Below are 25,622 nucleotides of genomic sequence, written 5' to 3' on the forward strand. Positions count from 1 at the left end.
AAGCCGGCCTTGCTGCGTGCCTGAGTTTTGAGAGCGAGGTATCCCGATGGGAGCTCCCGGGCGGCAAGGTCTTTACGACCCGCGCAACGAACACGATGCGTGCGGCGTGGGTTTCGTGGCCAATATTAAAGGCCGCAAATCGCATGAGGTCGTGACCGCCGGCCTGGAGATCCTGATCAACCTGGATCACCGCGGCGCGGTCGGCGCCGACCCGCTGGTCGGCGACGGCGCCGGGATTCTGATTCAGATTCCGGACGCGTTGCTGCGCGACTGGGCGTCCAAGGAAGGCGTCGATCTGCCGCCGGCCGGCGAGTACGCGGTGGCCATGTGCTTCCTGCCCAGCGACGACGCCGCCCGTGACGTCGTGATGGCCCAGTTCGAGCACTTCCTGAAGGTCGAGCAGCAGCCGCTTCTGGGCTGGCGCGACGTGCCGGTGAACAATGACGGCCTCGGCGCCGCCGTGCTGGCCGACATGCCCGTGATCCGCCAGGCGATCATCGGCCGCGGCCCGAACATCCGCAGCCAGGACGCCCACGAGCGCAAGCTGCTGGCGGTCCGCAAGCAGACCCAGAACCCGCTCGCCGAGCTGGCCGTGAAGCACGGCATTCCCAGCATCGCCGACCTGTACATGCCGTCGCTGTCGACCCGCACCGTGGTCTACAAGGGCCTGCTGCTCGCCGACCAGGTGGGCACCTTCTACAAGGACCTGCTGGACGAGCGCTGCGAGAGCGCGCTGGCCCTGGTCCACCAGCGTTTCTCGACCAACACCTTCCCGTCCTGGAAGCTGGCTCACCCGTACCGGTTCATCGCCCACAACGGCGAGATCAACACCGTTCGCGGCAACGTGAACTGGATGAACGCCCGCCGGCGCACGCTGGAAAGCGACTTGCTGGGCCCCGACCTCAACAAGATGTGGCCGCTGATCCCGCACGGTCAGTCGGACACCGCCTGCCTCGACAACGCGCTCGAGCTGCTGGTCGCCGGCGGCTATCCGCTGGCCCATGCGGTGATGATGCTGATCCCGGAAGCCTGGGCCGGCAATCCGCTCATGGACGCCAAGCGCAAGGCTTTCTACGAGTACCACGCCGCCCTGATGGAGCCGTGGGACGGCCCCGCCGCCGTCGCCTTCACCGACGGTCGCCAGATCGGCGCCACGCTCGACCGTAACGGCCTGCGTCCGGCCCGCTTCATCATCACCGACGAAGACCATGTGATCATGGCTTCGGAAGTCGGCGTGCTGACCGTCCCGGAAGAGCGCATCGTCCGTAAGTGGCGTCTGCAGCCCGGCAAGATGCTGCTCATCGACATGGAAGAGGGCCGCATCATCGAGGACGAGGAGATCAAGCGCTCCCTGTCCGAGGCCGAGCCCTACGCCGACTGGCTGCGCGACACCCAGTTCAAGCTGGAAGAGCTGCCCGAGATCGCCTTCAACGAGGCGCTGTCCAACGACGCCGCCCAGCTGCTCGATCGCCAGCAGGCCTTTGGCTACACCCAGGAGGACGAGCAGTTCTTCCTGGCCCCGATGGCGACCACTGGCGAAGATCCGATCGGCTCCATGGGCGCCGACACCCCGATCGCCGTGCTCTCCAAGCGCTCGAAGCTGCTCTACGACTACTTCAAGCAGAACTTCGCTCAGGTCACGAACCCGCCCATCGACCCGATCCGCGAGGAACTGGTCATGAGCCTGGTGTCGATGATCGGCCCGCGTCCGAACCTGCTCGGCCGTCATGCCGGCACTCACAAGCGCCTGGAAGTCTCGCAGCCGATCCTCACCAATGAGGACCTGGCCAAGATCCGCTCGATCAGCGAACTGCTGGACGGCTCGTTCCGCACCGCGACCATCGACACCACCTGGCCGGCGGGCGAGGGCGCGCAGGGCCTGGAGCGTGCGCTGGAGCGTCTGTGCCGCGAGGCCACCGACAACGTCCTGGCCGACAAGAACATCCTGATCCTGTCGGACCGCCGCGTCGGCTCCGACCGCATCCCGATCCCGGCGGCGCTGGCCACGGCCGCCGTCCACCACCACCTGATCCGCCAGGGTCTGCGCATGCAGACCGGCCTGGTGATCGAGACCGGCGAAGCGCGCGAAGTGCATCACTTCTGCGTCCTGGCCGGTTACGGCGCCGAGGCGGTGAACCCGTATCTGGCGTTCGAGACGCTGGAAAACCTGCGCCAGCGCGAGGGCATCGGTCTTTCGGCCTACGAGGTCCGCAAGAACTACATCAAGGCCATTGGCAAGGGCGTGCTGAAGGTCATGTCCAAGATGGGCATCTCGACCTACCAGTCGTACTGCGGCGCTCAGATCTTCGACGCCGTCGGGCTGTCGTCGGAACTGATCGAGAAGTACTTCACGGGCACGGCGACGACGATCGAAGGCATCGGCCTGGCGCAGGTCGCCGAGGAATCGGTGCGCCGCCACCGCGACGCCTATGGCGACAACCCGATCTACGCGACCATGCTGGACGTCGGCGGCAGCTACGCCTTCCGTCTGCGCGGCGAGCAGCACGCCTGGACGCCGGAATCCGTTTCCAAGCTGCAGCACGCCGTGCGCGGCGGCCGTTCGGACGACTACCGGGGCTTCGCCGAGGCCATCAACGAACAGTCCGAGCGCCTGCTGACCATCCGCGGCCTCATGCGGTTCAACTTCAATGCGACCCCGGTTCCGATCGAGGAGGTCGAACCGGCCAGCGAGATCGTCAAGCGCTTCGCGACCGGCGCGATGAGCTTCGGCTCGATCAGCCGTGAAGCCCACACCACGCTCGCCGTGGCCATGAACCGCATCGGCGGCCGCTCGAACACCGGGGAGGGCGGCGAGGAATCCGATCGCTTCAAGCCGCTGCCGAACGGCGACTCGATGCGCTCGGCCATCAAGCAGGTGGCTTCGGGCCGGTTCGGCGTCACCGCTGAATACCTGGTCAACGCCGACGACATCCAGATCAAGATGGCCCAGGGCGCCAAGCCCGGCGAAGGCGGCCAGCTGCCCGGCCACAAGGTCGACAAGAACATCGCCCGTGTCCGTCACTCGACGCCGGGCGTGGGCCTGATCAGCCCGCCGCCGCACCACGACATCTACTCGATCGAGGATCTGGCCCAGCTGATCCACGACCTGAAGAACGTCAATTCGGGCGCCCGCATCTCCGTGAAGCTGGTGTCGGAAGTGGGCGTCGGCACCGTCGCCGCCGGCGTCGCCAAGGCGCGCGCCGACCACATCACCATCTCGGGCTTCGAGGGCGGCACCGGCGCTTCGCCGCTGACTTCGCTGGTCCATGCCGGTTCGCCCTGGGAGATCGGCCTGGCCGAGACCCAGCAGACCCTGCTGCTCAACGGCCTGCGCACCCGCGTCGCGGTGCAGGCGGACGGCGGCCTGCGGACCGGCCGGGACGTCGCCATCGCCGCCCTGCTGGGCGCCGACGAGTTCGGCTTCGCCACCGCGCCGCTGATCGCCGCCGGCTGCATCATGATGCGCAAGTGCCACCTGAACACCTGCCCGGTGGGCGTGGCGACCCAGGACCCGGTGCTGCGTGCGCGCTTCACCGGCCAGCCCGAGCACGTGATCAACTACTTCTTCTTCGTGGCCGAAGAGCTGCGCGAGATCATGGCCTCGCTGGGCTTCCGGACGGTCAACGAGATGGTCGGCCGCGTCGACCGCCTCGACGCCCGCGACGCCGTCGACCACTGGAAGGCCGAAGGCGTCGACCTCTCCAAGCTGCTCTATGCGGCCGCTCCGGAAGGCGCCAAGGGCCTCTGGAACATGGACCGCCAGGACCATGGCCTGGGCAAGGCGCTGGACAACACCCTGATCGCCGACGCCGCTCCGGCGCTGGAGCGGGGCGAACCGGTCCTGCTCGAGTACGCGATCAAGAACATCAACCGCACGGCCGGCGCGATGCTGTCGGGCGAGGTGGCCAAGCGCTACGGCCATGCCGGCCTGCCCGAGGACACCATCGCCATCAAGTTCCGCGGCCAGGCCGGTCAGAGCTTCGGCGCCTTTGCGGCCCGCGGCGTGACGCTGGAACTGACTGGCGACGGCAACGACTATGTCGGCAAGGGCCTTTCGGGCGGCCGCATCGTCGTGCGCCAACCGGCCGAGGCGCGCCGCGACCCGACCCAGAACATCATCGCCGGCAACACGGTGCTCTACGGCGCTATCGCCGGCGAGGCCTACATCCAGGGCGTGGCCGGCGAGCGTTTCGCCGTCCGCAACTCTGGTGCGGTCACCGTCGTCGAGGGCGTGGGCGATCACGGCTGCGAATACATGACCGGCGGCGTGGTTGTCGTCCTGGGCGACACCGGCCGCAACTTCGCGGCCGGCATGTCCGGCGGCGTGGCCTATGTCTACGATCCCAAGGGCCGCTTCGCTGAACTCTGCAACAAGGCGATGGTCGACCTGGAAAAGGTCGAGCCCTCGGCCCCGGCGACCCGCGAGGACGAGCCGTTCCGCCCGAGCCAGCGTTCGTTGTCGGTCGACAACAACGGCATGGGCGACGTGCTGCGCTTCGACGCCGAACGCCTGCGCATCCTGATCGAGCGGCACCACCTCTATACGGGCTCGGCCCGGGCCCGCGAGATCCTGGAGAACTGGGACCAGACCCTGACCTCCTTCGTGAAGGTCATGCCCAAGGATTACCGCCGCGCCCTCGTCGAGATGGCCGCGGAACGTCAGGCGGCTGCGGCCGTCGCGGCGGAATAGTCACGAGAGTCGGAGGGACAGCATCATGGGTAAGGTCACCGGCTTTCTCGAGATCGAGCGCCAGGAACGCACTTACGAGGCGCCGCAAGAGCGCCTGAAGAACTGGAAGGAATTCGTCCACCCCATGCCGGCGGCGGACGTCGCCAAGCAGGCTGCGCGCTGCATGGATTGCGGGATTCCGTTCTGTCACCAGGGTTGCCCGGTGAACAACCAGATCCCGGACTTCAACAACCTGGTCTATCGCGACCAGTGGAAGACGGCGCTGGAGAACCTCCAGTCGACCAACAACTTCCCGGAGTTCACCGGCCGCGTGTGCCCGGCGCCCTGCGAGGCGTCCTGCACTCTGAACATCATCGACACCCCGGTCGCCATCAAGACGGTCGAGTGCGAGATCGTCGATCGCGGCTGGCAGGAAGGCTGGATCGCGCCGCAGATGTCGCCGCGCGGCACCGGCAAGCGCGTCGCCGTCGTCGGCTCCGGCCCGGCGGGTCTGGCCTGCGCTCAGCAGCTGGCCCGCGCCGGCCACGCCCCGACCGTGTTCGAGAAGAACGACCGGATCGGCGGCCTGCTGCGCTACGGCATCCCGGACTTCAAGATGGAGAAGCACCTCATCGACCGCCGCGTGGCGCAGATGGAAGGTGAGGGCGTAATCTTCCGGACTAACTTCGAGGTCGGCAAGACCGTCTCGGTCCAACGCCTGCTCGACGACTACGATGTGCTGGTCATGGCCGGCGGTGCGGAAGATCCGCGCGACCTGCCGATCCCGGGCCGCGAACTGGCGGGCGTCCATTTCGCGATGGACTTCCTGACCCAGCAGAACAAGCGCAACGCCGGCGACGACGAACTGCGCGCCGCCCCGACCGGCGGCATCTCGGCCACCGGCAAGCATGTCGTCGTGATCGGCGGCGGCGACACCGGCAGCGACTGCATCGGCACCTCGAACCGCCATGGCGCGGTCCAGGTCACCCAGCTGGAAATCATGCCGCAGCCGCCGGTTCGCGAGAACAAGCAGCTGACCTGGCCGGACTGGCCGCTGAAGCTGCGCACCTCGTCGAGCCACGAAGAGGGCTGCGAGCGCGATTTCGCGGTGTCGGCCAAGCGCTTCATCGGCTCGAACGGCAAGGTCGAAGCGGTCGAGTGCGTTCGCGTCGAGTGGGTCGCGGGCGCTGATGGCCGCCAGTCGCTGCAGGAAGTCGCCGGCAGCGAGTTCCTGATCAAGGCCGACCTGGTGCTGCTGGCCATGGGCTTCGTCGGCCCGCGCCACAACGAGTTCATCACCCAGTCGGGCGCTGACCTCGACCCGCGCGGCAACGTCAAGGCGCCGGTCAGCGACTACAAGACCACCTCGGCGAACATCTTCTCCTGCGGCGACATGCGCCGCGGCCAGTCGCTGGTCGTGTGGGCGATCCGCGAGGGCCGCCAGTGCGCCCAGGCGGTCGACGAGTACTTGATGGGGACCAGCAAGCTTCCCCGCTGACGCTTAGGCGTTGAGACGGGCCGGCGAGACGCAGCCGAGCGTGACAGCTTCAAGTGGAAGCCGGTTGAAGCGACCGTCACGCCCTATTCTTTGAAGCTAGACCCTTTCATCCCGGTTCAGGTGATTTCACCTGAACCGGAAAGGGTCTAGGGCAGGGGCATGATCCGCTCCTGCCTCACCGCGCTCGCCGCCGTCCTCGCTCTCGCGCCCGCCGCCGTCGCCCAGGCGCCGGCGCAGGCCCAGACCGTCTATCGCAACGTCACGCTCATCGACGGAACCGGCGCGCCGGGCCGCGCGGGCATGAACATCCTCGTCCGCGGCGAGCGGATTGAGCGGGTCTGGAAGGAAGGCGAGATCGCCTTCAAGCTGTCGCCGGACACCCGCGTCGTCGACATGACCGGCAAGTTCGTGCTGCCGGGCCTGACCGACAGCCACCAGCATCTGGCCACGCCGCCGAACCGCCGGTTCGCCGAGGCCCAGCTCAAGCGCGACCTCTACAGCGGGATCACCTCGACCCGCGACATGGCCGACGACCTGCGCAACATCGCCGATCTGGCCCGCGCCACGCGCATCGATGAAATTCCCGGTCCCGACATCTACTACGCCGCCCTGATGGCCGGCCCGTCGTTCTTCGACGACCCGCGCGTCGGCGCCGCCTCGCTGGGCGCGGTCGGCGGCCAGGTTCCGTGGATGCAGGCCATCGGCCCCGACACCGACATTCGCCAGGCGGTGGCCGAGGCCAAGGGGACCAGCGCTACGGCCATCAAGATCTACGCGAACCTGCCGGGCGCCGAGGTGGCGCGCATCACCGCCGAGGCCCACCGCCAGGGCCTGCAGGTCTGGACCCACGGCGCGGTGTTCCCGGCCACGCCGGCGCAGGTTCTGGCCGCGCGGCCCGACAGCGTCAGCCACGTCTGCATGCTGGCCTATCAGGTCTCCGACCAGATCCCGACCGGCTACCACCGCCGCGCCGCCGTGCAGGAAGAGAAGTTCGTGGGGGGCGTGAACCCGCAGATCGCCCCGCTGCTGGCCGACATGAAGCGGGACGGCGTCGTCCTCGACGCCACGGTCCGCATCTACGAGGCGATGAAGGCCCGTCCCAGCAAGCCCTATTGCTCGGTCGAGCTCGCGGCCCAGCTGACCGCCCAGGCCCTGAAGGCCGGCGTGACGATCTCGGCCGGCACCGACGGCTTCTCGAACCCTGCCGCCGCCTATCCGGCGCTCTACGAGGAGCTCGAGCTGCTGGTCGACAAGTCAGGCTTCTCGCCGATGCAGGCGATCGTCGCGGCGACCCGCAACGGCGCCCTGGCCGTCAGCAAGACCCCGGATTTCGGAACCATCGAGGCGGGAAAGCTCGCCAACCTGGTGTTCACCGGCCAGGACCCCAGCCAGGACATCCGCGCCCTGCGGACCATCACCCTGACGGTGAAGCGCGGGAAGGACTATCCCCGGGCCGATTTCGATCCAGGCGCGGACGTCGCCGCCCGCGCCATGGTCGACGACTAGCCCATGAACCGCCCGGCCGCCCAGTACGTCAGGGCGCCGATGACCGCAGCGGCCGGCAGCGTCACGACCCAGGCCGTGACGATTTCCTTGGCCACGCCCCAGCGCACCGCCGAGACCCGCTTGGCCGCGCCGACGCCGACGATGGCGCCGGTGATGGTGTGGGTGGTCGAGACCGGCACGCCCAGGCTGGTGGCGGCGAACAGGGTGATCGCCCCGCCGGTCTCGGCGCAGAAGCCCTGCATCGGGGTCAGGCGGGTGATCCGCGAGCCCATGGTGTGAACGATCCGCCAGCCGCCGAACAGCGTGCCCAGGCCCATCGCGGCCTGACAGGACAGCACCACCCACAGCGGCACGTGGAACTCGCCGTCGCTCGGGCCCAGGCCGTGTGCGATCAGCAGCGCGGCGATGATGCCCATGGTCTTCTGGGCGTCGTTGCCGCCGTGGCCCAGCGAGTAGAGCGAGGCCGAGACGAACTGCAGCTTTCGGAACACCCCGTCGACGGCGAACGGCGTCAGCCGCACGAACAGCCACGAGACGATCAGCACCAGGAACAGCGCCAGGATGAAGCCGGTGGCCGGCGACAGGACGATGGCGAACAGGGTCTTGGAGAGCCCGCCCCACATGACCGCGCCCATGCCGGCCTTGGCGATGCCGGCCCCCACCAGCCCGCCGATCAGGGCGTGCGAGGACGAGGAGGGAATCGCCGCCCACCAGGTCAGCAGGTTCCAGCCGATCGCCCCGATCAGCGCCGAGAAGATCAGCCCGTCGCTGATCAGCTCGGGCATCACCAGGCCCGCGCCCACCGTCTTGGCCACGTGCAGGCCGAAGAACAGGAATGCGATGAAGTTGAAGAACGCGGCCCAGGCCACGGCGATGAACGGCGGCAGCACCCGAGTCGCCACGATGGTGGCGATCGAGTTGGCCGCGTCGTGCAGCCCGTTCAGGAAGTCGAAGGCCAGCGCGACGAAGATCAGGAAGATCAGCAGCGGCCCGTAGCCGGTAAGGAGCTCCACTGGGGCTAGACCTGCTCGATCACGATGCCGCTGATGCGGTTCGCCACGTCCTCGAAGCGGTCCATGACCTTTTCCAGGTGGCTGTAAACGTCGACGCCGACGACGAACGCCATCGGGTCGTTATGTCGGTGCGCCAGGAACAGGGCCTTTCGGCCGGCGTCGTAGATCGCGTCCGAGCGATCCTCGATGTGGGTGATCTGTTCGGTCAGTTGGCTGAGCCGCGTCACGTTCTGACGCATGTTGCTCAGCAGGCCGACGGCCTCGCGGGTCAGGACGGCGGCCTCGACGATGATGTCCGCCATTTCCCGCATCGGGTCTTCGAATTCACGCAGCTCGAACAGGCTGACGACCTTCACGGTCTTGTGCATCTGGTCGATCGCGTCGTCGAGCGAGGTGATCAGGTCCTGGATGTCGCTGCGGTCGAACGGGGTGATGAACGAGCGGCGCACGTTCAGCAGCACCTCGCGGGTGATCCCATCGGCGGCGTCTTCGTGCGCCACGACGCGGGCGCAGGCCTCGGCGACGCCGTCGCCGCCCTGCAGGACGTCGCGCAGCGCGGTTGCGCCCTCCACCAATTTCTCGGCGTGGGCGCTGAAGAGGTCGAAGAATTTCAATTCCTTAGGCATCAACGCCTGGAACCAGGTGAGCATCTGTCCGTCCGTGTCCTTCGTGTCGCGGCCGCGGCGGCGCGATGATTCTGCGCGCTCTTAGCCGCTTCCAGGCTCCGACAGAAGACCTCCACCGCCCGCGACCGATGCGCGCGGCGGGATCGAGGGCCCCGTTCGGCGTGTATAGACGATCAGTTTCTGACCATGAAACGCGACCCGCCAGGCCGGCCCGAGCGGCCGTGATCCGATGGCCGCCACGGTGTCGATTTCCGCCAGTCGGGCGCGGTCCGGGGCGCTCAGAATGGTGATCGGGCGGGCCCGCAGCCGCAGATAGGCCAGCCGCGCCTGGATCGGGTCCTCGACGATCACCGCCACGCCGCCGGGGCGCTGTTCGATGATCGCGGCGGCCGCCGTCAGGTCCTGGGCCAGGGCGTCGCGCGCGGCGGCGTTGGTGCGTTCCCACTGCACGTCCAGGACGGTGGAGAGCACGGCCAGCGCCGCGAAGGCGGCCAGCCAGATGCTCATGACCGACCAACTGCGAAGGGCGGTCGCCGCGCCGGCCGCGACGATGATCGCCGCCGCCAGACCGGCGGCTGGGAGATGCTCGAGCGAAAAGGCGCTCAGGGCGGCGGCGTCCCAGGCGCGCGGGGTCACGCCGCCGATCAGGCAGGCGCCCAGCCCGGCCAGGCCGACGATCGGGGCCGCCCCCATGGCCGTCCGCCACCAGCGGCCGCCCGCGCGGTCGAATTCGCTGATGAATGGGGCGGCGGCGATCCAGAGCAGCGGGATCAGCGCTTCGAACTGGCGTCCCCAGATGCGGCTGGGATTGGCGGTCTCGCCGGTGGCGAGCAGCGCGGTCAGGCCGAGGTTCAGGGCCAGGGCGAACAGCACCAGCAGGAAGGTGGCCTCGTGCGGGGCCAGGAAGAAGCGGCCGCGTCCCCGGTGCCAGCGCCAACGCATCTCTATCCGCAGCAGGCCGGTCAGCGCCGGAACCGCGGCCAGCATGACGCAGGACGCAACCATCGCCACCAGGCCGCGGGCGCCGGCGATCCAGCCCTCTGGCGTCACAGAGCCGGTCAGCAGCGCGTCGTAGCGGTTTTCCAGATAGAAGCTGAAGGGCGCGGTCGCGGCCTGGTCCGTGGCCAGCTGCAACAGGTTCACGCTGATCAGGAACGTCACAGCCAGCACGGTCACGCGTCCGACAAAGACGCGCAGATCGCGTCGGCCCAGCAGCAGGTCGACCACAGCCAGCAGCAGGAACGCGACGCCGACCGCCGGCCCTTGCGGCTTCAGCATGGTCAGGGCCCCGACCAGAACGCCGGCCAGGGCCGCATGGACGATCGGGCGGGGGGCATAGAGCCGTGTCGTGGCCAGCGCCGCCGCGCCGAGCAGCAGCACGTACCAGCCTTCCGGCAGGGCCGCGGTGGCGAAGCGGTAATAGGGATAGGCCAGCGCCAGCAGCGCCGCCCCGATCCAGCCGTCCCGGTCCAGGCTGGTGCGCACGCTGGCCAGCATCAGCGCCAGGCCGCCGAAATAGGCGGCCGCGCCGAGGACCCGCAGCCAGGGCAGCAGGTTCTGCGTCGCATAGGTCAGCGCTCGGATCAGCAGGCCGAACAGCGTGTCGCCCATGCCCTGGGCCTGGGGCAGCAGATCGGGCCGCGCCGCTAGCGTCTTCCCGAACAGCGCATGGACGAGGTGCGAGCTCTCGGCCCCGGCATAGAGCGGCAGCTCGAAAAAGATGCGGTCCACATAGACCAGCGCCACGGCGAGCGCCGCTATCGCCAGCAGGCCGTAAGCCGCTTGCGCGCCCAGCCATGCCGGCCGACCTGCTTCCCCCCGAGTCATGACTTCACTGTGGCTGCTTCCGCGGCGAGTGGCCATAGCGCGAAGGCGGTTTGCGCGCGCTCGCAGATCGTCGATCAATGGACGCGGCGATTCACGGTGGGGGAAACATGCGCGCGGCTTTGCAAACTCTAGCCCTGACGGCGGGCCTAGCCCTGGCGGCTCCGGCCGCGGCGCAGGATCTGCTGATCCACGGCGGACCGATCTATACCGGCGAGGCCGTGGTCCAGGCCCTGGCGGTCAAGGACGGCAAGGTCGCCTATGTCGGCGGGCTCGACGCCGCGCGAGCGGCCGCGCCCGGCGCCCGCGACATCGACCTCAAGGGGGCCGCCGCCTATCCGGGCTTCGTCGATTCCCACGCCCACCTGGCGGGGATCGGCTTCCGCGAGATGACCCTCAACCTGGAGGGGACCGCGTCGATCGAGGCCCTGGTCGCCCGGCTGAAGGCGTGGGCGGCGGCTAACCCCGGGGCCGACGTGATCTCCGGCGCCGGCTGGATCGAGACCCATTGGCCGGAAAAGCGCTTTCCGACCCGCGCCGATTTGGACCGCGCCGTACCCGACCGGCCGGTGGTGCTGACCCGCGCCGACGGCCATGCCCTGGTCGCCAACACCGCCATGCTGAAGCTGGCTGGGATCACCGCCCAGACTGCCGCCCCAGCCGGCGGCCAGATCCTGAAGGACGCCAAGGGCGAGCCGGACGGCATGCTGATCGACAACGCCATGAGCCTGGTCCGCGCCAAGGTTCCGCCGCCCGGCGCCGCAGCCCTGGCCGAGGCGGTGCGCCGAGGGGCGCGGGTCTACGCTTCGCGCGGCTGGACCGGCCTGCACGACATGAGCGTCTCGTCCGCGGAAGTGGCGGTCCAGCAGTCGCTGGCCGCGCGCGGCGAACTGTCGATCCGCATCGACAACTACATGTCCCAGGCCGACTCCCAGAAAGTGCTGGCCGAGGGGCCGTCCCAGGATCCGACCGGCCTGGTGCGCGTGCGCGGCGTCAAGCTGTTCATGGACGGGGCGCTCGGCTCGCGCGGCGCAGCGCTGTTGGCGCCCTATTCCGACGCCGAGGGGACCGGTCTCATCGTCACCCCGCGCGAAACTGTCGACGCCATCCTCGCCAAGGCGCGCAACTCGGGCGCTCAGATGGCCGTCCACGCCATCGGCGACCGCGGCAACCGGGTGATCCTCGACGCCTACCAGCAGGCCTTCGCCGGCGATCCTGGCGCGCTCAAGGCTGCGCGCTGGCGCGTCGAGCACGCCCAGATCCTGGCGCCCGAGGACCTGCCGCGCTTTGCGCAGATGGGCGTCGTCGCCTCGATGCAGCCCTCGCACGCGATCGGCGACCTCTATTTCGCGCCGGCCCGTCTGGGCCCCGAGCGCCTCAAAGGCGCCTATGCCTGGGAGAGCCTGCTGAAATCCGGCGCGCATGTCGCCGGCGGCTCGGACGCCCCGGTGGAGAAGGGCGATCCGCTGGTCGAGTTCTACGCCGCCGCCTATCGCCACGATCTCAAGGGTTTCGCCGGACCCGACTGGCATCTCGACGAGGCGGTCACCCGCGCCCAGGCGCTCGACATGTTGACGTCGGGCTCGGCCTTCGCCGTGTTCCGCGAGCAGGATCTCGGGCGCCTGTCGGTCGGGCGGGACGCCGACGTCTCGGTGTTTTCGGTCGACCTGATGACCGCGCCGTTCGCCGACATCGCCAAGGCCCACGCGGTCATGACCATCGTCGGCGGCAAGGTGGTCTACCAGTCTGGATCGTGAGTTCGAGCGTGGGCTGCCGCGCCGACCACTCTAGGGTGTTTTGCGGATAGCGAGGGGCCGCCGGCCGGCTGAGCATTGGGGCTCAGCCAGGAGCCAGCCATGCCCGATAACAGCCCGATCCTCGTCACGCCCGACAACTTCGTCCGCGCCGAGAGCGATCTCTACTTCGCGAACATCATCAAGAACGAAAACGCCTTCGCCCGCTTCATGCACAATCGGGCGCCGGCTCCCATCGACCACCAGAACGTCATCCGGCTGAACCGCGACACGCTCTACTCGGCGATCGTCTTGGATCTCGACGCCGGGCCGGCGGCGGTCACCCTGCCGGACGCCGGGCGGCGGTTCATGTCGGTGCAGGTGATCAATGAGGACCAGTACACGCTGTCGGTCACCTACGGCGCCGGCGCGCGGACCCTGACGCGCGACGCCGTCGGCACGCGCTACGTTGTCGTTGCGATCCGGACCCTGGCCGATCCGAACGATCCGGCCGATCTTGCCCAGGTCGCCGCTCTGCAGGACGCGATGACCATCGATCAGCCCGGCGATCCGGGCCGTTTCGAGATTCCGCAATGGGACAAGGAGAGCCAGGACAAGGTGCGCGCGGCGTTGCTGACGCTCGCCTCGACCCTGCCGGACACCAAGGGGATGTTCGGGCCCAAGGACCAGGTCGATCCCGTCCGCCGCCTAATCGGGGCGGCGATGGGCTGGGGCGGCAACCCGGAGAGCGAGGCGCTCTATCTCAACGTCACGCCCGAGAAGAACGACGGCAAGACGGTCTATCGTCTGAAGGTCGGGGAGGTGCCGGTCGATGGCTTCTGGTCGATCAGCCTCTACAACGCCGAGGGCTACTTCGCGCCGAACCCGCAGAACGCCTATTCGGTCAACAGCATCACCGCCAAGCCGGACGCCGATGGCGGCGTGACCATCCAATTCGGCGGCTGCGACGGCGTGGTCCCGAACTGCCTGCCGATCATGCCGGGCTGGAACTATCTCGTGCGGCTCTACCGGCCGCGGCCCGAGGTGCTCAGCGGCGCCTGGACCTTCCCGTCGCCGCAGGCCGTCTAGCGGGTATAGGCTTCGATCAGGCGGGCGGCGGCGCGGGGCGCCTCGGCCGTTGGCCGGTCTTCGTCGAACAACTGGCTGCTGAGATACGCGCCCTCGATCACCAGCATCAGGGCGTCGGCCAGGCCGTGCGGGTCGTCGGCGCCCATCTCGGCGGCCATGCCGCGCAGCCGCCCGCGCACCTTTGTCTTGAAATCCTGGGCGGTCAGCCGGGCAGGGTGGCCGACCTCGGGGTATTCGACCGCCGCATTGCTCAGCGGGCAGCCGCGATACTCGGGCTGCGCTGCGCGCTCGGCCAGGCCCTCGAGGAACGCCAGCACCTGGGCGCGCGGATCGCCAGGATGGGCGTCGACCGCCGCCTCGAAGCGGCCCCAGAAGGTGTCGGCCCCTTCGCGCAGCACGGCGGCGGCCAGTTCATCCTTGGATTTATAGGCGCGATAGAGGCTGGGCTTGGTGGCCCCGGCCTTGGCGACGATCTCGTCGACGCCGACGGCGCGGATGCCTTCGCGATAGAACAGCTCGCGGGCGGTCTCGCGGATCTTGTCGGCGGCGCGCAGGGCGGGTTTGTTCGGCTCGGTCATGGAAGTTCGCTTGACGATGTAACTGACCGGTACGTATATCCAGATGAAACTTACAGGTCAGTAACATGACGATACCGCGCCCCCGACCCTTTGGCCAGAACTATGCCTTCGTCGCGGTCGCCGCGGTGTTCATCGCCCTGATGGCGGCGGCCGGCCTGCGTTCAGCGCCGGGGGTGCTGATGCTGCCGCTTGAGCGGGCGTTTCAGTGGGATCGCGGCACGATCTCGATGGCCGCGGCCGTCGGCATCTTCCTCTACGGCCTGACCGGTCCGTTCGCCGCGGCGCTGATGCAGTCGTTCGGCGTGCGCCGCACGGTGACCCTAGCCCTGGCGGTCATGGCGCTCTCGACCGCGGCCTCGTCGCTGATGACCGAGCCCTGGCACTATGTCGCCACCTGGGGCGTGATCAGCGGCGTCGGCTCGGGCGCGGTGGCGATGGTGCTGGGCGCGACGGTGGTCAATCGCTGGTTCGTCGCGCGGCGCGGCCTGATGATGGGCCTGCTCAGCGCTTCGGCGGCGACCGGCTCGCTGATCTTCCTGCCCGGCATGGCGGCCCTGGCCGAGGCCGGCGGCTGGCGGCCGGTGGTGCTGGCCATCGCCGCGGTCATGGCCGTGCTCGCCCCGATCGTCTGGTTCCTGCTGCCCGAGGCCCCGGCATCGATCGGCCAGAAGCCCTACGGCGCGAGCGACAGCTATGTCGCTCCCCAGCCGATGCCGGCGGGCGGCGCCCTGCGCGGCGCGTTCGGCGCGCTGTTCCGCGCCGCCCGCACCCGGACCTTCTGGCTGCTGTTCGGCGGCTTCTTCGTCTGCGGCCTGACCACCAACGGCCTGATCGGCGTGCACATGATCGCCATGTGCTCGGACCAGGGCCTGCCCGAGACCCGCGCGGCGACCCTGCTGGCGGTGATGGGCATCTTCGACCTGATCGGCACCACGCTCTCGGGCTGGCTCACCGACCGCTATGACCCGCGCAAGCTGCTGTTCGTCTATTACGGCCTGCGCGGCCTCTCGCTGATGGTGCTGCCGTTCACCGACTTCTCGATTGTCGCCCTGGGGATTTTCGCCGTGTTCTACGGCCTAGACTGGATCGCCACCGTGCCGCCGACCGTGCGGCTGGCGACTGAGGCGTTCGGCGAGCACGACGGGCCGATCGTCTTCGGCTGGATCGCCGCCGGGCATCAGGCCGGCGCGGCGACGGCCGCCGTCACCGCAGGCGTGATCCGCGCGGCCCAGGGGCGCTACCTGGAAGCCTTCGTCCTGGCCGGCGTCGCGGCGCTGGTCGCCGCGCTCGCCTCGCTGATGATCCGCCGCCAGACGGCGAGCGCGCCGGCCCTGGCCTAGCGCGCCTCGGGCAGGGCCAGCAGCTGATCGCGGGACAGGCTGCTCTGGACGTTGAACCCGCCCGGGTCGGTCGGATCGGGCACGGCCCGCATGCTGGCCAGCTCGACCTGCACGCGGCGGTCGGGTTTCGGCGAGCGCTGGTCGATCTCGACCACCAGGCCGACGACGTCGCCCTTGGGCCCGAGCATGAGGTTCTCCACCTCGCCGATCTCGCGACCCTGCGGATCGAGCAGGTCGGCGTCGTCGAGCTGCTCGGCGGTCAGGCCCAGCGGCCCAGGCGCCGTCTGCGCGACGGCGCCGGGGGCGAGGAGGGCGGCTGTCAGCAAAACGGCGAGTCTCATAGCGGGCTCCTGAACGCTCCCAAGCGAACGGCCCCGTCCGGTCCAGGGTTCCGCTTCGATCTAGCGTTTGGTCGGGTCGTCCGCCGGGTTGACATAGGTCAGTGCGAACGGCCCCTCGGCGGAGACCTGCACCACCGCGCCGCCGGTCGAGAAGGCGAAGTGGTTCATCTTGGCGCCGGCGACCGCGAATCCGCCCGGACTGAGCTTGGCGCTCTTGGCCGGATCGAGCTTGTCGCCCATGCCCAGCGACAGGTCGCCGGATACGACGGTGACGTACTCGTCGCTCGGGTGGTTGTGCGCCGGGATCTTGTAGCCGGCGGGCATCTTCAGGCGGATGACGAACGTGCCCGCTTTCTCAGGATCGCCCGCCAGCACCGCCATCTGGGCTCCAGCGGGGAAGACGGCGGGGGCGGGACCCCATTTCAGATCGCCGGTGTTGACCTGCGCCGTGGCGGTCGATCCCAGGCACAGCAAGCCACTAACGAGAACAACTGTCCTAAGCATGACGTTTCTCCTGTGGTTTCCACAGGATAGCACGATTTCCGTCGGGTCGCCCGCAGCTAGCGACGCGAGTCCAGCGCCATGCGCACGGCCAGGCCGCCCAGCACGGTGCCCATGATCCAGCGCTGGATCATCGCCCAGGTCGGACGCGTCGCCAGGAACCCGGCGACGGAGCCGGCGGCCAGGATCATCACTCCGTTCACCGCCACGCTGGCGGCGATCTGGGTCGCGCCCAGCACCACCCCTTGAACCAGCATGCCGCCGCGCTCGGGATGCATGAACTGCGGCAGCAGCGACAGATAGAGCACCGCCGCCTTGGGGTTCAGCAGGTTGGTGAACAGCCCCATGGCGAACAGCTTGGCGTCGGAGTGCGGTTCCAGCGCCCGCACCTCGAACGGCGAGGCCGCGCCCGGCTTCAGCGCCTTCCAGGCCAGCCAGGCCAGATACATCGCTCCGCCGATCCGTAGCGCGTCGTAGGCCAGCGGAATGGCCATCACCAGCGCGGTCAGCCCGACCACCGCCGACAGCATGTAGAAGATGAAGCCCAGCGCCACCCCGGCCAGTGAGACCAGCCCCGCGCGTTTGCCCTGCGAGATGGATCGCGAGATCAGGTAGATCATGTTCGGGCCGGGCGTCAGCGCCATGCCCAAGGCGATCAGTCCGAATGCGATCCAGTCCGTCCAGGCGACCATGCGCAGCTCCCTTGCCTGCCAGGGCTCATAGCCACGCTCGGCCCGCTGGTCGCGCGACTTTTCGGCAATCGAGCGGCGCTCAAGTCACTCGCCTAGGGAATGGGCCGTGTCGGGACCTCGATGTCGCAGATCGAGAAGTCCGCGCCCCGTTCTCGGCGGACCTTGTCGACCAGCGCCGCGAAGGCCGCGCCGTGCTCGCCCATGACCTCGATCTTCGGGCGCTCGGCGGCCGGCAGGTCGGCGGCGACGCGGACCTTGCGCATCACGTCGGGGTTCGCCGGCGGCTCGCCTACCGCCACCGCGCGGATGACGTCCAGCCCGACGACGGCGCGCCCCCAGACCGTATAGCTGCGGTCCAGCCGCCGGCTCGCCGCGCGCATGAAGAAGATCTCTGAGTTGGCCGTGCCTTCGCCGGCCTGCCGACCCATGCCGGCGACGCCCGGGCAGTAGGCGCCCCAGGCCCGTCGCCCGATGGCCGCGTCCCGCCGGGCTTCCAGGTCCGAAGCCGCCTCGAACGGCGCGGAGCCGACAAAACCTGCCAGGCTGTCGCTAGCGTTGACGACGACCTTGGCCGGCGCGCCGGATTTCAGCCGGAACGTGAACTCCGGCGGCAGATCCGGGTGCTGCGAGACCCCGCCGTCCTTGTTGTTCGGGTTGCCGGTCTGGTCGACGAAGTGCTCGATCACCCGGTGGAACTGCAGCCCGTCATAGACGCCTTCGCGGGCCAGCAGCTTGACCCGTTCGACCGCCTTCGGCGCGAAGTCCGGGCGCATCTCGACGACGACAATCCCTTTGCTGGTCTCGATCACCAGCGTGTTCTCCGGATCGAGGGGGCGCCAATCGGCGGCCTGGGCGGGGAGGGCGAACGACAGGGCCAGGGCGGCGGCGATGGTGCGGATCATGGAAGGACTATCGGGCAACCTGCCGATAGAGGCCACTGCCCAAGCTTACTAAGATGTAATGCAAGCTACCTTGTTGTACACGCTACCGTGCGATACACGATAGGCGAACTGGAGGTTCGCCGTGCCGGAAACCGTGCAAGTCCAATTGAAGAAGGGGGTGCTCGAGCTCTGCGTGCTCGCCTTGCTCTCTTCCCACGACAGCTACGCCTACGAGATCGCGAGCCGCCTGGCCGAGGGGATCGATATGGGTGAGGGAACGATCTATCCGCTCATGCGGCGGATGCAGAGCGACGGGCTGGTCGAGACCTATCTGGTCGAGAGTTCGGCCGGGCCGCCGCGCAAATACTACAAGCTGACCGAGGCCGGTAAGGCGAGCTTCACCGCGCAAAAAGCGGAATGGGCTGCGTTTTCCCGTGCGGTCGACAACATTCTTGGAGACGCCCAATGAACCGTCAGGCCTTCATCGATCGGCTGCGGTTGGGCCTTTCGGGCCTGCCGCCGGCCGCCATCAAGGACGCCGTGGCCGACTACGAAACCCACTTCGCCGAGGGCGCGGCCGCGGGCCGGACCGAGGAGGAGGTGGCCGAGGCGCTGGGCGATCCGGCCCGCCTGGCTCGTGAGCTGCGCGCCGAGAGCGGCCTCAAGAAGTGGGAAGAGCAACGCAATCCCACCTCCGCGGCCGGCGCGATCTTCGCCGTCTTGGGGCTTGGCGCCATCGACATCCTGATCCTGCTGCCGATCCTGATGACCGTCGGCGGCGTCTTGTTCGGCCTGATCGTCGCGGCCATCGGCGTCTTCATCGCCGGCGGTGTGGTGTTCGCGGCTGGCCCGTTCCTCGGACCGCCCGGCGGGCCGATCGCCGCCCTGTTGGCCGGCATCGGGATGATGGCCCTGGCCGCCTCGGCCGGCGCGATCCTGACCATCGTCGTCATCGGCCTGGTCAATGCCCTGGTCTGGTACGGGCGTCTTCACTACCGGCTGCTCAAGCCGGCCATCGAACCGCAGTCCTGAGCCAGGAGCGCAGACATGATCCGTGTGCTTGTGATGATCGCCGTGGCCGGCTTCCTGGCAGGGGTTGTCGCCCTGGCCGGCGCCGCCGCCCTGGGCGGGCCTGAGCTGGCCGCCCGCAACTGGAACTGGGACGTGGACTGGCATGACCGCCACGAGCGCCGCGAATGGCGTGATCGCGATCTGCGCCGCGACCGGCCGCTCGACAAGGACGCCAGCGAGATTACCCGCGAACTGGCGTGGGATGGCTCGACCAAGGCCGAGTTCGACATTCCCGCCGCCGTCGAGTTCACCCAGGCTCCCGGCCCGGGCAAGGTGACGATCTACGGCCCCAAGGACGTCGTGGACCGCATCCGCCTGAGCGACGGGCGCTTCAGTCTCGACCAGCCGCTCGCCGACTACGCCCGCCTGCGGGTGGTGATGACGGCCCCGGCCGTCACCCGCTTCCAGATCAGCGGCGACGACCGCCTGGAGATCCGCGGCTACAAGCACGACCAGCTGCAGATCATCGCCAGCGGCTCGTCCGAGGTGGTCGCCAGCGGCCAGGCCCGCGAGGTCGACGTCGAGCTCTCGGGCTCGGGCGAGGCCGACCTCACCGACCTGGTCACCGACAACGCCGACGCCGACATCTCCGGCTCGGCCGAGGTCGTCCTGGCCCCGCGCGAGGCCGCCAGCTTGGAAGTCTCCGGCTCGGGCACCGCTCGGCTGCTGACCCGGCCCAAGCGTCTGGAGACCGACGTCGCGGGCGCCGGTTCGGTGATCTTCGACAATGGCGGCAAGGCGGGCGGGGTCGGCGAACCGGCCAAACCGGCCAAGCCGACGGCGGCCAAGGAGACCTAGGCGCGCCGTCCGCCCAGGGCCTTGACCAGCACCGGCGCCAGGCCCTGGGCGATCACCGTCACGCCCTGGGCGTTCGGGTGGAACCCGTCAGGCTGGTTCAGGCGCGGCTGCTGGGCCACTCCGGCCAGCAGGTTGGGGTACAGCGCCACGCCCTGGGCCTTGGCCACAGCCGGAAACACCGCCTGGAAGTCGCGGGCATAGGCGCGACCGATCACCGGCGGCGGCGCCAGCCCGGCCAGCACCACGCCGATCTTCCGCGCCTTCAGGCGGGCGACGATCTTGTCGAGATTGGCCTGGGTGCGCTTGGGATCGATCCCCTGCAGCAGGTCGTTGCCGCCTAGCGCCACCAGGCAGACGTCGGTGTCGCGCTGGACGCTGAAGTCCACCCGCGCCAGCCCGCCGGCGGTGGTGTCGCCCGACACGCCGGCGCCGCGGACCAGGGCGTTCGAACCCAGCTTGCGCAACTGCGCCTGCAACTGCACGGGCAGGGCGGCGCTCGCGGGCAGGCCATAGCCGGCGGTGATCGAGTCGCCCAGTATGGTGATCACCCGGCGCTGCTGGGTCAGGCCCTGGGCCGGCCAGGCGGCCAGAGCGGCGGCGATCAGCAGCCGGCGGCTCGGAAATCGGGGGGCTGTCGCATCCATGTCGCTGTCCTATCTAGGCGATAGCCAGTGAAGCTCAATCTCCAGAGGCCGCATTGTCCGAAGCAGCTCCGCCGCTCGCCGTCGCCAACGTCTCGCTCACCCTGCCGTCGGCGGCCGGACCGGTCGAAATCCTCAAGGACCTGAGCTTTTCCGTGGCGCCGCGCGAACGGGTGGCGATCACCGGTCCCTCGGGATCGGGCAAGTCCAGCCTGATCGCCGTCGCCGCCGGCCTTGAACAGCCGACCGCCGGCCGCGTCGAGCTGCTGGGCCAGGACCTCGGACGCCTGAGCGAGGACGGCCGCGCGCGCCTGCGCAGGGGCAAGGTCTCGCTGGTCTTCCAGTCGTTTCACCTGCTGCCCAACATGACCGCCCTGGAGAACGTCGCCGCCCCGCTGGAGATCGCCGGAATCGCCGACGCCGACGGCGTCGCCCGCGGCTGGCTCGACCGCGTCGGGCTGTCGGCCCGAATGCGACACTATCCGCATCAGCTGTCGGGGGGCGAGCAGCAGCGCGTCGCTCTTGCCCGAGCGCTCGCCCCGCGGCCGGCCCTGCTGTTCGCCGACGAGCCGACCGGCAATCTCGACGCCGCCAACGCCGCCAAGGTCGCCGACCTGCTGTTCGGCCTGGTGGCGGAGGAGGGGGCCGCGATGGTCCTGGTCACCCACGATCCGGCCTTGGCTGAGCGCGCCGACCGCCAAGTGCGGCTCAGCGGCGGTCACGCCTGATGCCGCTGGCCCTGCGCTTCGCCGCGCGCGAGCTGCGCTCGGGCGTCAGCGGGTTCCGCATTTTCCTTGCCTGCCTGGCGCTCGGCGTCGCGGCTATCGCCGCGGCCGGTTCGACCGCCGAGGCCTTCCGCGAGGGCCTGGCCAGCCAGGCGCGTGAAATCCTCGGCGGCGACATGGCGGTCACGGTCGAGCAACGCCGCTTCACCCCCGTCGAGCGCGCCGCCATCGAGAAGGCTGGCAAGACCTCCTGGGCGGTCGGCAGTCGGGCCATGGCCCAGGCCCCCGACGGCCAGCGCCGGCTCGTGGAGCTACGCGGGGTCAGCGACGCCTATCCGCTGGCCGGCCAGGTCACGTTGGAAGGCGGCGGTGATTTCCACCGCGCCATCGCGCCGGCGGCCGATGGGACCGCTGGGGCCGTGGTCGAGCGGGTGCTGCTGGAGCGTCTGAATCTGAAGATCGGCGACCGCATCCTGGTCGGGGAACTGCCGGTGCTGGTCCGCGGGGTGCTGGTGCAGGAGCCCGACCGCCTCTCGCGCGGCTTTGCGCTGGGGCCGCGCGTGCTGGTCCGCCGCCAGGCGGTCGAGGCGGGGGGATTCCTGGAGCCGGGCTTGCCGTTCCTGGAGACCGCCCGGATCGCCTTGCCTGCGGACGTGACCCCGCCGCAGGCGCGCAAGGCGCTGCGCAAGGAGATCAAGGACCGCGGCGTGCGGATCCGCGATCGCGACGACGCCGCGTCCGGAGTTCGCTGGCTGATCGACCAGCTCGAATACTTCCTCGGCTTCATCGGCCTGGCCTCGCTGGTCGCCGGCGGGCTCGGCGTCTACGGCGCGGTCACCGCCTTCCTGGAGGAGCGCAAACCCTCGATCGCCGTGCTCAAGGCGCTGGGGGCGGAGGGGCGCTTTATCCGCGATCTCTATCTGATCCAGATCGGCGTGCTGGCGGTGCTCGGCGTCGCCATCGGCCTGGCGGTCGGTGCGGCCGCGCCGTTCCTGCTGGCCAGCCTGATCCCTGACGACTTGACCGTACCGGCGCTGTTCGCCGTCTATCCGGAGCCGCTGCTGAGGGCCGGGGCCTTCGGGCTGCTCTCGGCCGCCGCCTTCGCCTTGGCGCCGCTGGCCCGTGCCCGCGCCACGCCGCCGGCAAGCCTGTTCCGGCGCGACACCCGCGGGCGCCTGGGCTTCAGCGTCGAGACGGTCGGCGCCGCGCTGGCCGCCATCGCGCTCGGCGTGCTCTCGGTCGTGACCGCGCCGACTCCACTCGCCGCCGGCCTCATGATCGGCGGCGTGGCGGCGTCGTTCGTACTGCTGTGGGGGCTGGGCCTGCTGGCTGCGCACCTTGCCGGACGCCTGCGCGGCCGGACCTACGGCGCAGTGCGGATGGGCCTCGCCAATCTGGCAGGCCCCAGATCCGCCGCCCGCACGGCGGCCCCAGCCATCGGCCTCGGCGTCGGGCTGCTGGCGGCGGTGGTGCTGATCCAGTCGAGCCTGCTGCGCCAAGTCGCCGAGGTCGCGCCGAAGACCGCGCCAGCCATCGTCTTCACCGAGATCCCGGGTTCGGAAGCCGTACGCTTCGACCAGGTCGTGCAGGCCGCCTTCGGACAGAAGCTGAACGCCGACAATTACTTGCGCGCGCCCTTTCTCACCGGCCGCATCGTCCACATCAAGGGCGAGCCGGTCGACCGCAAAGCCATCACCGAGCGTGAGCGCTGGGCCTACGACAACGACATTTCGATCTCGGCCATCGGCCCGCGGCCGGCCGACCCACAGATCGTCGAGGGCCGCTGGTGGCCGGCGAACTACCAGGGACCGCCGCTGCTGGCCATAGAAGTCGACGCCGCCCGCGCCGGCGGGCTGAAGGTCGGCGACATGGTCACCCTGTCGGTGCTCGGCCGGGAGATCGAGGCGAAGATCGCCGTGCTGCGCAAGGTCGACGTCGGCGGCTTCGGGGCCAGCTTCCCGCTGATCCTGACGCCCTCGACCCTGGAAGGCGCCGAACTGCGCCACGTGGCCATCGCCAAGGCCGGCAAGGCGCAGGAGGCCCGCGTCACCCGCGCTCTGGGGGCCGAGTTCCCGGAGGTGAATGTCATCTCCGTCCGCGAGCAGTTGGAGGCGGCGACCGAACTGTTCGACCGGCTGGTGCTGGCGATCCGCAGCGCCGCGGCCGTCGCCGCCTTGGCCGGCCTCCTGGTGCTGACCGGGGCCATCGCCGCCCGCGCCCAGGCCCGCACGCGCGAGGCCTCAATCCTCAAGGTGCTGGGCGCCACTCGGCTGCAGGTGCTGGGCGCCTATGTGCTGGAATACGGCGCGGTCGGGCTGATCGCCGGGGTGACCGGTGTGGGGCTGGGCGCGCTGGCGGCCTGGCCGGTCGTGACCTTGGTGTTCAAAGCCGACTGGGCCGTGGATTGGTCTGGCGTCGCGGCCTTGGTGCTGGGCGCGGCGCTGCTGGCGGGACTCGGGGGCTTGCTCGCCTCGCTTCATGCCCTCGCCAAGCGGCCGGCGGCGGCGTTGCGTTCAGAATGAAAACAGAGTGAACGGGCTTTAAGGATCTGGTCACCGACGCAGGGCCTACTTCGTCTTCATGAGGTCCGCCCGTTCCACCGCTGCTTTCGATCATGGCGCTGCGCTCCGCGTGCCGCCGGCCAACGACACCCGTAGCTGGCACAAGCTTTGGGCTTGGCTGGGCGATGACGCCCAGGCCATGACCGAGGCTGGCGCCGTTCAGGTCTGCACGCCCCAAGGCTGGGCGATCGCCCAGGCGGGCGACTGGATCGTGCTGTCGGTCAGCGGCGATTTCCACGTGGCCCATACCGGCCGCGTCTGGGACGCCTGACAAAAGAAGGCCGCCCGTCGCAGGACGGGCGGCCCAGTTCCACCAATATTCGGTAGGTTGTCGCTTTAGGCGGCGAAGGCCAGTCGGCGGCGCGAGCTGCGGGCCATGGAGCCGACGGCGCCGAAGCCGATGATCATCATCGCCCAGGTGGAGGGTTCGGGAACCGCCGACTGCACGAGCTTGACGCTGGCCATCATGTTGATGGAGTTGTTCTTGCGCTCCTTGGTCCAGAAGTCGGTGACCGGGGTCGTGCCGTCCATGAAGCCGGCGAAGTCGAGGGCGTAGAGGGCTCCGCCGACTTTGAAGGTGTCGGAAGTGCTCAGGAAATTGACCTGGACGCGGTCGGCGCAGCCGTTGGCGTTGATGCTGGCGCTTTCCCTCAGGCCATTGGCGCAGGTGCCGTTGTAGCCGGGGACATCGTTGGTCGTTTCGAGGTGGTTGAAGACGTAGTTGAAGGTCTTCACGCCCTGGTCGACGCCGTCGATGATGATCTTGGTGCTGATCGCCAGCTTGATCGAGGTGATCGCGTTGCCGGTGACCGGCCAGTTGTTGTGGGTGAATTCACCGATCTCGAACGGACCGTAGTTGCCGGGGCTGGCGACGTTGACGTTGATCGGCGAGGCGCCGTCGAACGTGTAGGCGCTCTTGCCGTAGCCGGTGCTGTTCCCCCACGAAGCCTTGGCGTAACCGCTGCCGTTGCCCGAATAGCTGACCGAAGCCCCGGTCGGGCTCGACCAGGTCCCCTTGATGTCGGTGAAGATAACGGTGCCGGCGTTGGCGGCGGTGGTGATTGAAAGGCCCGCGGTCAGCGCGATCACAAAACCCTTGATGTTCATGTTCAGCCCCAGTGTGCGGAACGCTGGTGCGTCCCAAATTGAAATTCGATGAGCGGGCTCTCGCAATCTCGGCGCCAGTCGACGTTTGTCGCTTTTCGAGGGAACTATGTCGTTCGTCGGGCGAGCGACCTGGGGCAGTCTGAGGTCGATCCTCGCTGGAGACCCCGATGCTTTTGCTGAAGCCGAATTGCGAATGCTGCGACCGCGACCTGCCGCCCGACTCGGCGCAGGCGCGCATCTGCTCGTTCGAATGCACCTTCTGCGTCGACTGCGCTGAGGGCGTTCTGAACGGCGCCTGTCCGAACTGCGGAGGGAACTTCGCGTCGCGCCCGATCCGGCCGGCCATGGCCCTCGCGCGCTTTCCGGCCTCGGCCGAGCGTGTGGTCGGCGCGGCCGCGCCCTGCGTCGAGAAGCGGTCGGCCGCCTAG

At 69.1% G+C, this 25,622-nt stretch carries 23 protein-coding genes; 13 read left to right on the plus strand and 10 right to left on the minus strand.

The window, feature by feature from the left end:
- The first annotated feature begins 46 nt into the window (after window positions 1-46).
- From gltB to C0481_RS10050, 3 genes are all read left to right on the plus strand, one after another.
- A complete protein-coding gene (gene gltB / locus C0481_RS10040; protein ID WP_293403224.1) occupies window positions 47-4,690 on the plus strand; it encodes a glutamate synthase large subunit in 4,644 nt (1,547 codons plus the stop codon).
- A 25-nt stretch (window positions 4,691-4,715) separates the two neighbouring features.
- Window positions 4,716-6,167, plus strand: coding sequence for a glutamate synthase subunit beta (locus tag C0481_RS10045; RefSeq protein ID WP_293403226.1), 1,452 nt, complete (start codon window positions 4,716-4,718; stop codon window positions 6,165-6,167).
- 159 nt (window positions 6,168-6,326) lie between these two features.
- Window positions 6,327-7,673, plus strand: a complete 1,347-nt coding sequence (locus tag C0481_RS10050; RefSeq protein ID WP_293403229.1) for an amidohydrolase family protein — start codon at window positions 6,327-6,329, stop codon at window positions 7,671-7,673.
- Here C0481_RS10050 and C0481_RS10055 read toward each other — a convergent pair.
- Genes C0481_RS10055 through C0481_RS10065 form a run of 3 tightly spaced genes read right to left on the minus strand, consistent with a single transcriptional unit; the run spans window position 7,670 to window position 11,139 of the window.
- On the minus strand, window positions 7,670-8,686 hold the full coding sequence (locus C0481_RS10055; RefSeq protein ID WP_293403231.1) for an inorganic phosphate transporter: 1,017 nt from the start codon (window positions 8,684-8,686) through the stop codon (window positions 7,670-7,672). The genes C0481_RS10050 and C0481_RS10055 overlap by 4 nt on opposite strands.
- Before the next feature lie 5 nt (window positions 8,687-8,691).
- Window positions 8,692-9,336 carry a DUF47 domain-containing protein gene (locus C0481_RS10060; RefSeq protein ID WP_293403233.1) on the minus strand — a complete coding sequence of 215 codons (645 nt, stop codon included), beginning with the start codon at window positions 9,334-9,336 and terminating at the stop codon, window positions 8,692-8,694.
- Between the two features lie 57 nt (window positions 9,337-9,393).
- On the minus strand, window positions 9,394-11,139 hold the full coding sequence (locus C0481_RS10065; RefSeq protein WP_293403235.1) for a hypothetical protein: 1,746 nt from the start codon (window positions 11,137-11,139) through the stop codon (window positions 9,394-9,396).
- Between the two features lie 107 nt (window positions 11,140-11,246).
- On the opposite strand from C0481_RS10065, the gene C0481_RS10070 reads away from it, so the two are divergent.
- Together C0481_RS10070 and C0481_RS10075 are read left to right on the plus strand one after the other, a co-directional pair.
- The gene (locus C0481_RS10070; protein ID WP_293403237.1) at window positions 11,247-12,893 is read left to right on the plus strand and encodes an amidohydrolase; all 1,647 of its coding nucleotides are present in this window, start codon (window positions 11,247-11,249) and stop codon (window positions 12,891-12,893) included.
- Between the two features lie 99 nt (window positions 12,894-12,992).
- A complete protein-coding gene (locus tag C0481_RS10075; protein ID WP_293403239.1) occupies window positions 12,993-13,958 on the plus strand; it encodes a DUF1254 domain-containing protein in 966 nt (321 codons plus the stop codon).
- On the opposite strand, the gene C0481_RS10080 is transcribed toward C0481_RS10075, so the two are convergent.
- Complete coding sequence (locus C0481_RS10080) at window positions 13,955-14,536, minus strand: TetR/AcrR family transcriptional regulator (protein ID WP_293403241.1); 582 nt, start codon at window positions 14,534-14,536, stop codon at window positions 13,955-13,957. The genes C0481_RS10075 and C0481_RS10080 overlap by 4 nt on opposite strands.
- Window positions 14,537-14,601: 65 nt before the next feature.
- Between C0481_RS10080 and C0481_RS10085 the strand changes: the two genes are divergently transcribed.
- Complete coding sequence (locus C0481_RS10085; protein WP_293403243.1) at window positions 14,602-15,876, plus strand: MFS transporter; 1,275 nt, start codon at window positions 14,602-14,604, stop codon at window positions 15,874-15,876.
- On the opposite strand, the gene C0481_RS10090 is transcribed toward C0481_RS10085, so the two are convergent.
- The 4 genes from C0481_RS10090 to C0481_RS10105 all read right to left on the minus strand — a co-directional run bounded on the left by C0481_RS10090 (window position 15,873) and on the right by C0481_RS10105 (window position 18,312).
- Complete coding sequence (locus C0481_RS10090) at window positions 15,873-16,217, minus strand: hypothetical protein (RefSeq protein WP_293403245.1); 345 nt, start codon at window positions 16,215-16,217, stop codon at window positions 15,873-15,875. The two genes, C0481_RS10085 and C0481_RS10090, sit on opposite strands and share 4 nt — an antisense overlap.
- Before the next feature lie 60 nt (window positions 16,218-16,277).
- Window positions 16,278-16,721, minus strand: coding sequence for a cupin domain-containing protein (locus tag C0481_RS10095; RefSeq protein ID WP_293403247.1), 444 nt, complete (start codon window positions 16,719-16,721; stop codon window positions 16,278-16,280).
- A 56-nt stretch (window positions 16,722-16,777) separates the two neighbouring features.
- The gene (locus C0481_RS10100) at window positions 16,778-17,410 is read right to left on the minus strand and encodes a LysE family translocator (protein ID WP_293403249.1); all 633 of its coding nucleotides are present in this window, start codon (window positions 17,408-17,410) and stop codon (window positions 16,778-16,780) included.
- Window positions 17,411-17,502: 92 nt separating this feature from the next.
- Entirely contained in the window at window positions 17,503-18,312 is an 810-nt protein-coding gene (locus tag C0481_RS10105; protein ID WP_293403251.1) for a peptidylprolyl isomerase, read from the minus strand.
- A 121-nt stretch (window positions 18,313-18,433) separates the two neighbouring features.
- On the opposite strand from C0481_RS10105, the gene C0481_RS10110 reads away from it, so the two are divergent.
- From C0481_RS10110 to C0481_RS10120, 3 genes are read left to right on the plus strand one after another with little or no spacing between them, the layout of a single operon-like run.
- Window positions 18,434-18,760, plus strand: a complete 327-nt coding sequence (locus C0481_RS10110) for a PadR family transcriptional regulator (protein ID WP_183769467.1) — start codon at window positions 18,434-18,436, stop codon at window positions 18,758-18,760.
- A complete protein-coding gene (locus C0481_RS10115; RefSeq protein WP_293403254.1) occupies window positions 18,757-19,323 on the plus strand; it encodes a DUF1700 domain-containing protein in 567 nt (188 codons plus the stop codon). Before C0481_RS10110 ends, C0481_RS10115 begins: the two co-directional genes overlap by 4 nt.
- Before the next feature lie 15 nt (window positions 19,324-19,338).
- Window positions 19,339-20,160, plus strand: a complete 822-nt coding sequence (locus tag C0481_RS10120; RefSeq protein WP_293403257.1) for a DUF2807 domain-containing protein — start codon at window positions 19,339-19,341, stop codon at window positions 20,158-20,160.
- Here the strand turns inward: C0481_RS10120 and C0481_RS10125 are convergent.
- Complete coding sequence (locus tag C0481_RS10125) at window positions 20,157-20,804, minus strand: arylesterase (protein ID WP_293403259.1); 648 nt, start codon at window positions 20,802-20,804, stop codon at window positions 20,157-20,159. The genes C0481_RS10120 and C0481_RS10125 overlap by 4 nt on opposite strands.
- Before the next feature lie 53 nt (window positions 20,805-20,857).
- On the opposite strand from C0481_RS10125, the gene C0481_RS10130 reads away from it, so the two are divergent.
- Genes C0481_RS10130 through C0481_RS10140 form a run of 3 tightly spaced genes read left to right on the plus strand, consistent with a single transcriptional unit; the run spans window position 20,858 to window position 24,358 of the window.
- Window positions 20,858-21,529 (plus strand): ABC transporter ATP-binding protein, encoded by a 672-nt coding sequence (locus C0481_RS10130; protein ID WP_293403261.1) that lies wholly within the window; start codon window positions 20,858-20,860, stop codon window positions 21,527-21,529.
- Window positions 21,529-24,048: an FtsX-like permease family protein gene (locus C0481_RS10135; RefSeq protein ID WP_293403263.1), complete on the plus strand. Its 2,520-nt coding sequence runs from the start codon at window positions 21,529-21,531 to the stop codon at window positions 24,046-24,048. Before C0481_RS10130 ends, C0481_RS10135 begins: the two co-directional genes overlap by 1 nt.
- A 58-nt stretch (window positions 24,049-24,106) precedes the next feature.
- Entirely contained in the window at window positions 24,107-24,358 is a 252-nt protein-coding gene (locus tag C0481_RS10140; protein ID WP_293403265.1) for a hypothetical protein, read from the plus strand.
- A gap of 65 nt (window positions 24,359-24,423) precedes the next feature.
- Here C0481_RS10140 and C0481_RS10145 read toward each other — a convergent pair whose 3' ends face one another.
- Window positions 24,424-25,194 carry a THxN family PEP-CTERM protein gene (locus C0481_RS10145; RefSeq protein ID WP_293403267.1) on the minus strand — a complete coding sequence of 257 codons (771 nt, stop codon included), beginning with the start codon at window positions 25,192-25,194 and terminating at the stop codon, window positions 24,424-24,426.
- Between the two features lie 167 nt (window positions 25,195-25,361).
- On the opposite strand from C0481_RS10145, the gene C0481_RS10150 reads away from it, so the two are divergent.
- On the plus strand, window positions 25,362-25,622 hold the full coding sequence (locus tag C0481_RS10150; RefSeq protein ID WP_293403269.1) for a DUF1272 domain-containing protein: 261 nt from the start codon (window positions 25,362-25,364) through the stop codon (window positions 25,620-25,622).

Origin of the sequence: Phenylobacterium sp., from assembly GCF_013822795.1 — a bacterium.
Taxonomy (GTDB): Bacteria; Pseudomonadota; Alphaproteobacteria; order Caulobacterales; family Caulobacteraceae; genus Phenylobacterium.

What these genes read in the sequence shown, in the direction of transcription:
- C0481_RS10135 (WP_293403263.1), top strand. Translation starts at nt 21,529, where the DNA reads ATGCCGCTGGCCCTGCGCTTCGCCGCGCGCGAGCTGCGCTCGGGCGTC.
- C0481_RS10150 (WP_293403269.1), top strand. Translation starts at nt 25,362, where the DNA reads ATGCTTTTGCTGAAGCCGAATTGCGAATGCTGCGACCGCGACCTGCCG.
- C0481_RS10070 (WP_293403237.1), top strand. Translation starts at nt 11,247, where the DNA reads ATGCGCGCGGCTTTGCAAACTCTAGCCCTGACGGCGGGCCTAGCCCTG.
- C0481_RS10115 (WP_293403254.1), top strand. Translation starts at nt 18,757, where the DNA reads ATGAACCGTCAGGCCTTCATCGATCGGCTGCGGTTGGGCCTTTCGGGC.
- C0481_RS10090 (WP_293403245.1), bottom strand. Translation starts at nt 16,217, where the DNA reads ATGAGACTCGCCGTTTTGCTGACAGCCGCCCTCCTCGCCCCCGGCGCC.
- C0481_RS10140 (WP_293403265.1), top strand. Translation starts at nt 24,107, where the DNA reads ATGAGGTCCGCCCGTTCCACCGCTGCTTTCGATCATGGCGCTGCGCTC.
- C0481_RS10085 (WP_293403243.1), top strand. Translation starts at nt 14,602, where the DNA reads ATGACGATACCGCGCCCCCGACCCTTTGGCCAGAACTATGCCTTCGTC.
- C0481_RS10120 (WP_293403257.1), top strand. Translation starts at nt 19,339, where the DNA reads ATGATCCGTGTGCTTGTGATGATCGCCGTGGCCGGCTTCCTGGCAGGG.
- C0481_RS10125 (WP_293403259.1), bottom strand. Translation starts at nt 20,804, where the DNA reads ATGGATGCGACAGCCCCCCGATTTCCGAGCCGCCGGCTGCTGATCGCC.
- C0481_RS10100 (WP_293403249.1), bottom strand. Translation starts at nt 17,410, where the DNA reads ATGGTCGCCTGGACGGACTGGATCGCATTCGGACTGATCGCCTTGGGC.
- C0481_RS10095 (WP_293403247.1), bottom strand. Translation starts at nt 16,721, where the DNA reads ATGCTTAGGACAGTTGTTCTCGTTAGTGGCTTGCTGTGCCTGGGATCG.
- C0481_RS10145 (WP_293403267.1), bottom strand. Translation starts at nt 25,194, where the DNA reads ATGAACATCAAGGGTTTTGTGATCGCGCTGACCGCGGGCCTTTCAATC.
- C0481_RS10060 (WP_293403233.1), bottom strand. Translation starts at nt 9,336, where the DNA reads ATGCTCACCTGGTTCCAGGCGTTGATGCCTAAGGAATTGAAATTCTTC.
- C0481_RS10105 (WP_293403251.1), bottom strand. Translation starts at nt 18,312, where the DNA reads ATGATCCGCACCATCGCCGCCGCCCTGGCCCTGTCGTTCGCCCTCCCC.
- C0481_RS10065 (WP_293403235.1), bottom strand. Translation starts at nt 11,139, where the DNA reads ATGACTCGGGGGGAAGCAGGTCGGCCGGCATGGCTGGGCGCGCAAGCG.
- C0481_RS10080 (WP_293403241.1), bottom strand. Translation starts at nt 14,536, where the DNA reads ATGACCGAGCCGAACAAACCCGCCCTGCGCGCCGCCGACAAGATCCGC.
- C0481_RS10045 (WP_293403226.1), top strand. Translation starts at nt 4,716, where the DNA reads ATGGGTAAGGTCACCGGCTTTCTCGAGATCGAGCGCCAGGAACGCACT.
- gltB (WP_293403224.1), top strand. Translation starts at nt 47, where the DNA reads ATGGGAGCTCCCGGGCGGCAAGGTCTTTACGACCCGCGCAACGAACAC.
- C0481_RS10075 (WP_293403239.1), top strand. Translation starts at nt 12,993, where the DNA reads ATGCCCGATAACAGCCCGATCCTCGTCACGCCCGACAACTTCGTCCGC.
- C0481_RS10050 (WP_293403229.1), top strand. Translation starts at nt 6,327, where the DNA reads ATGATCCGCTCCTGCCTCACCGCGCTCGCCGCCGTCCTCGCTCTCGCG.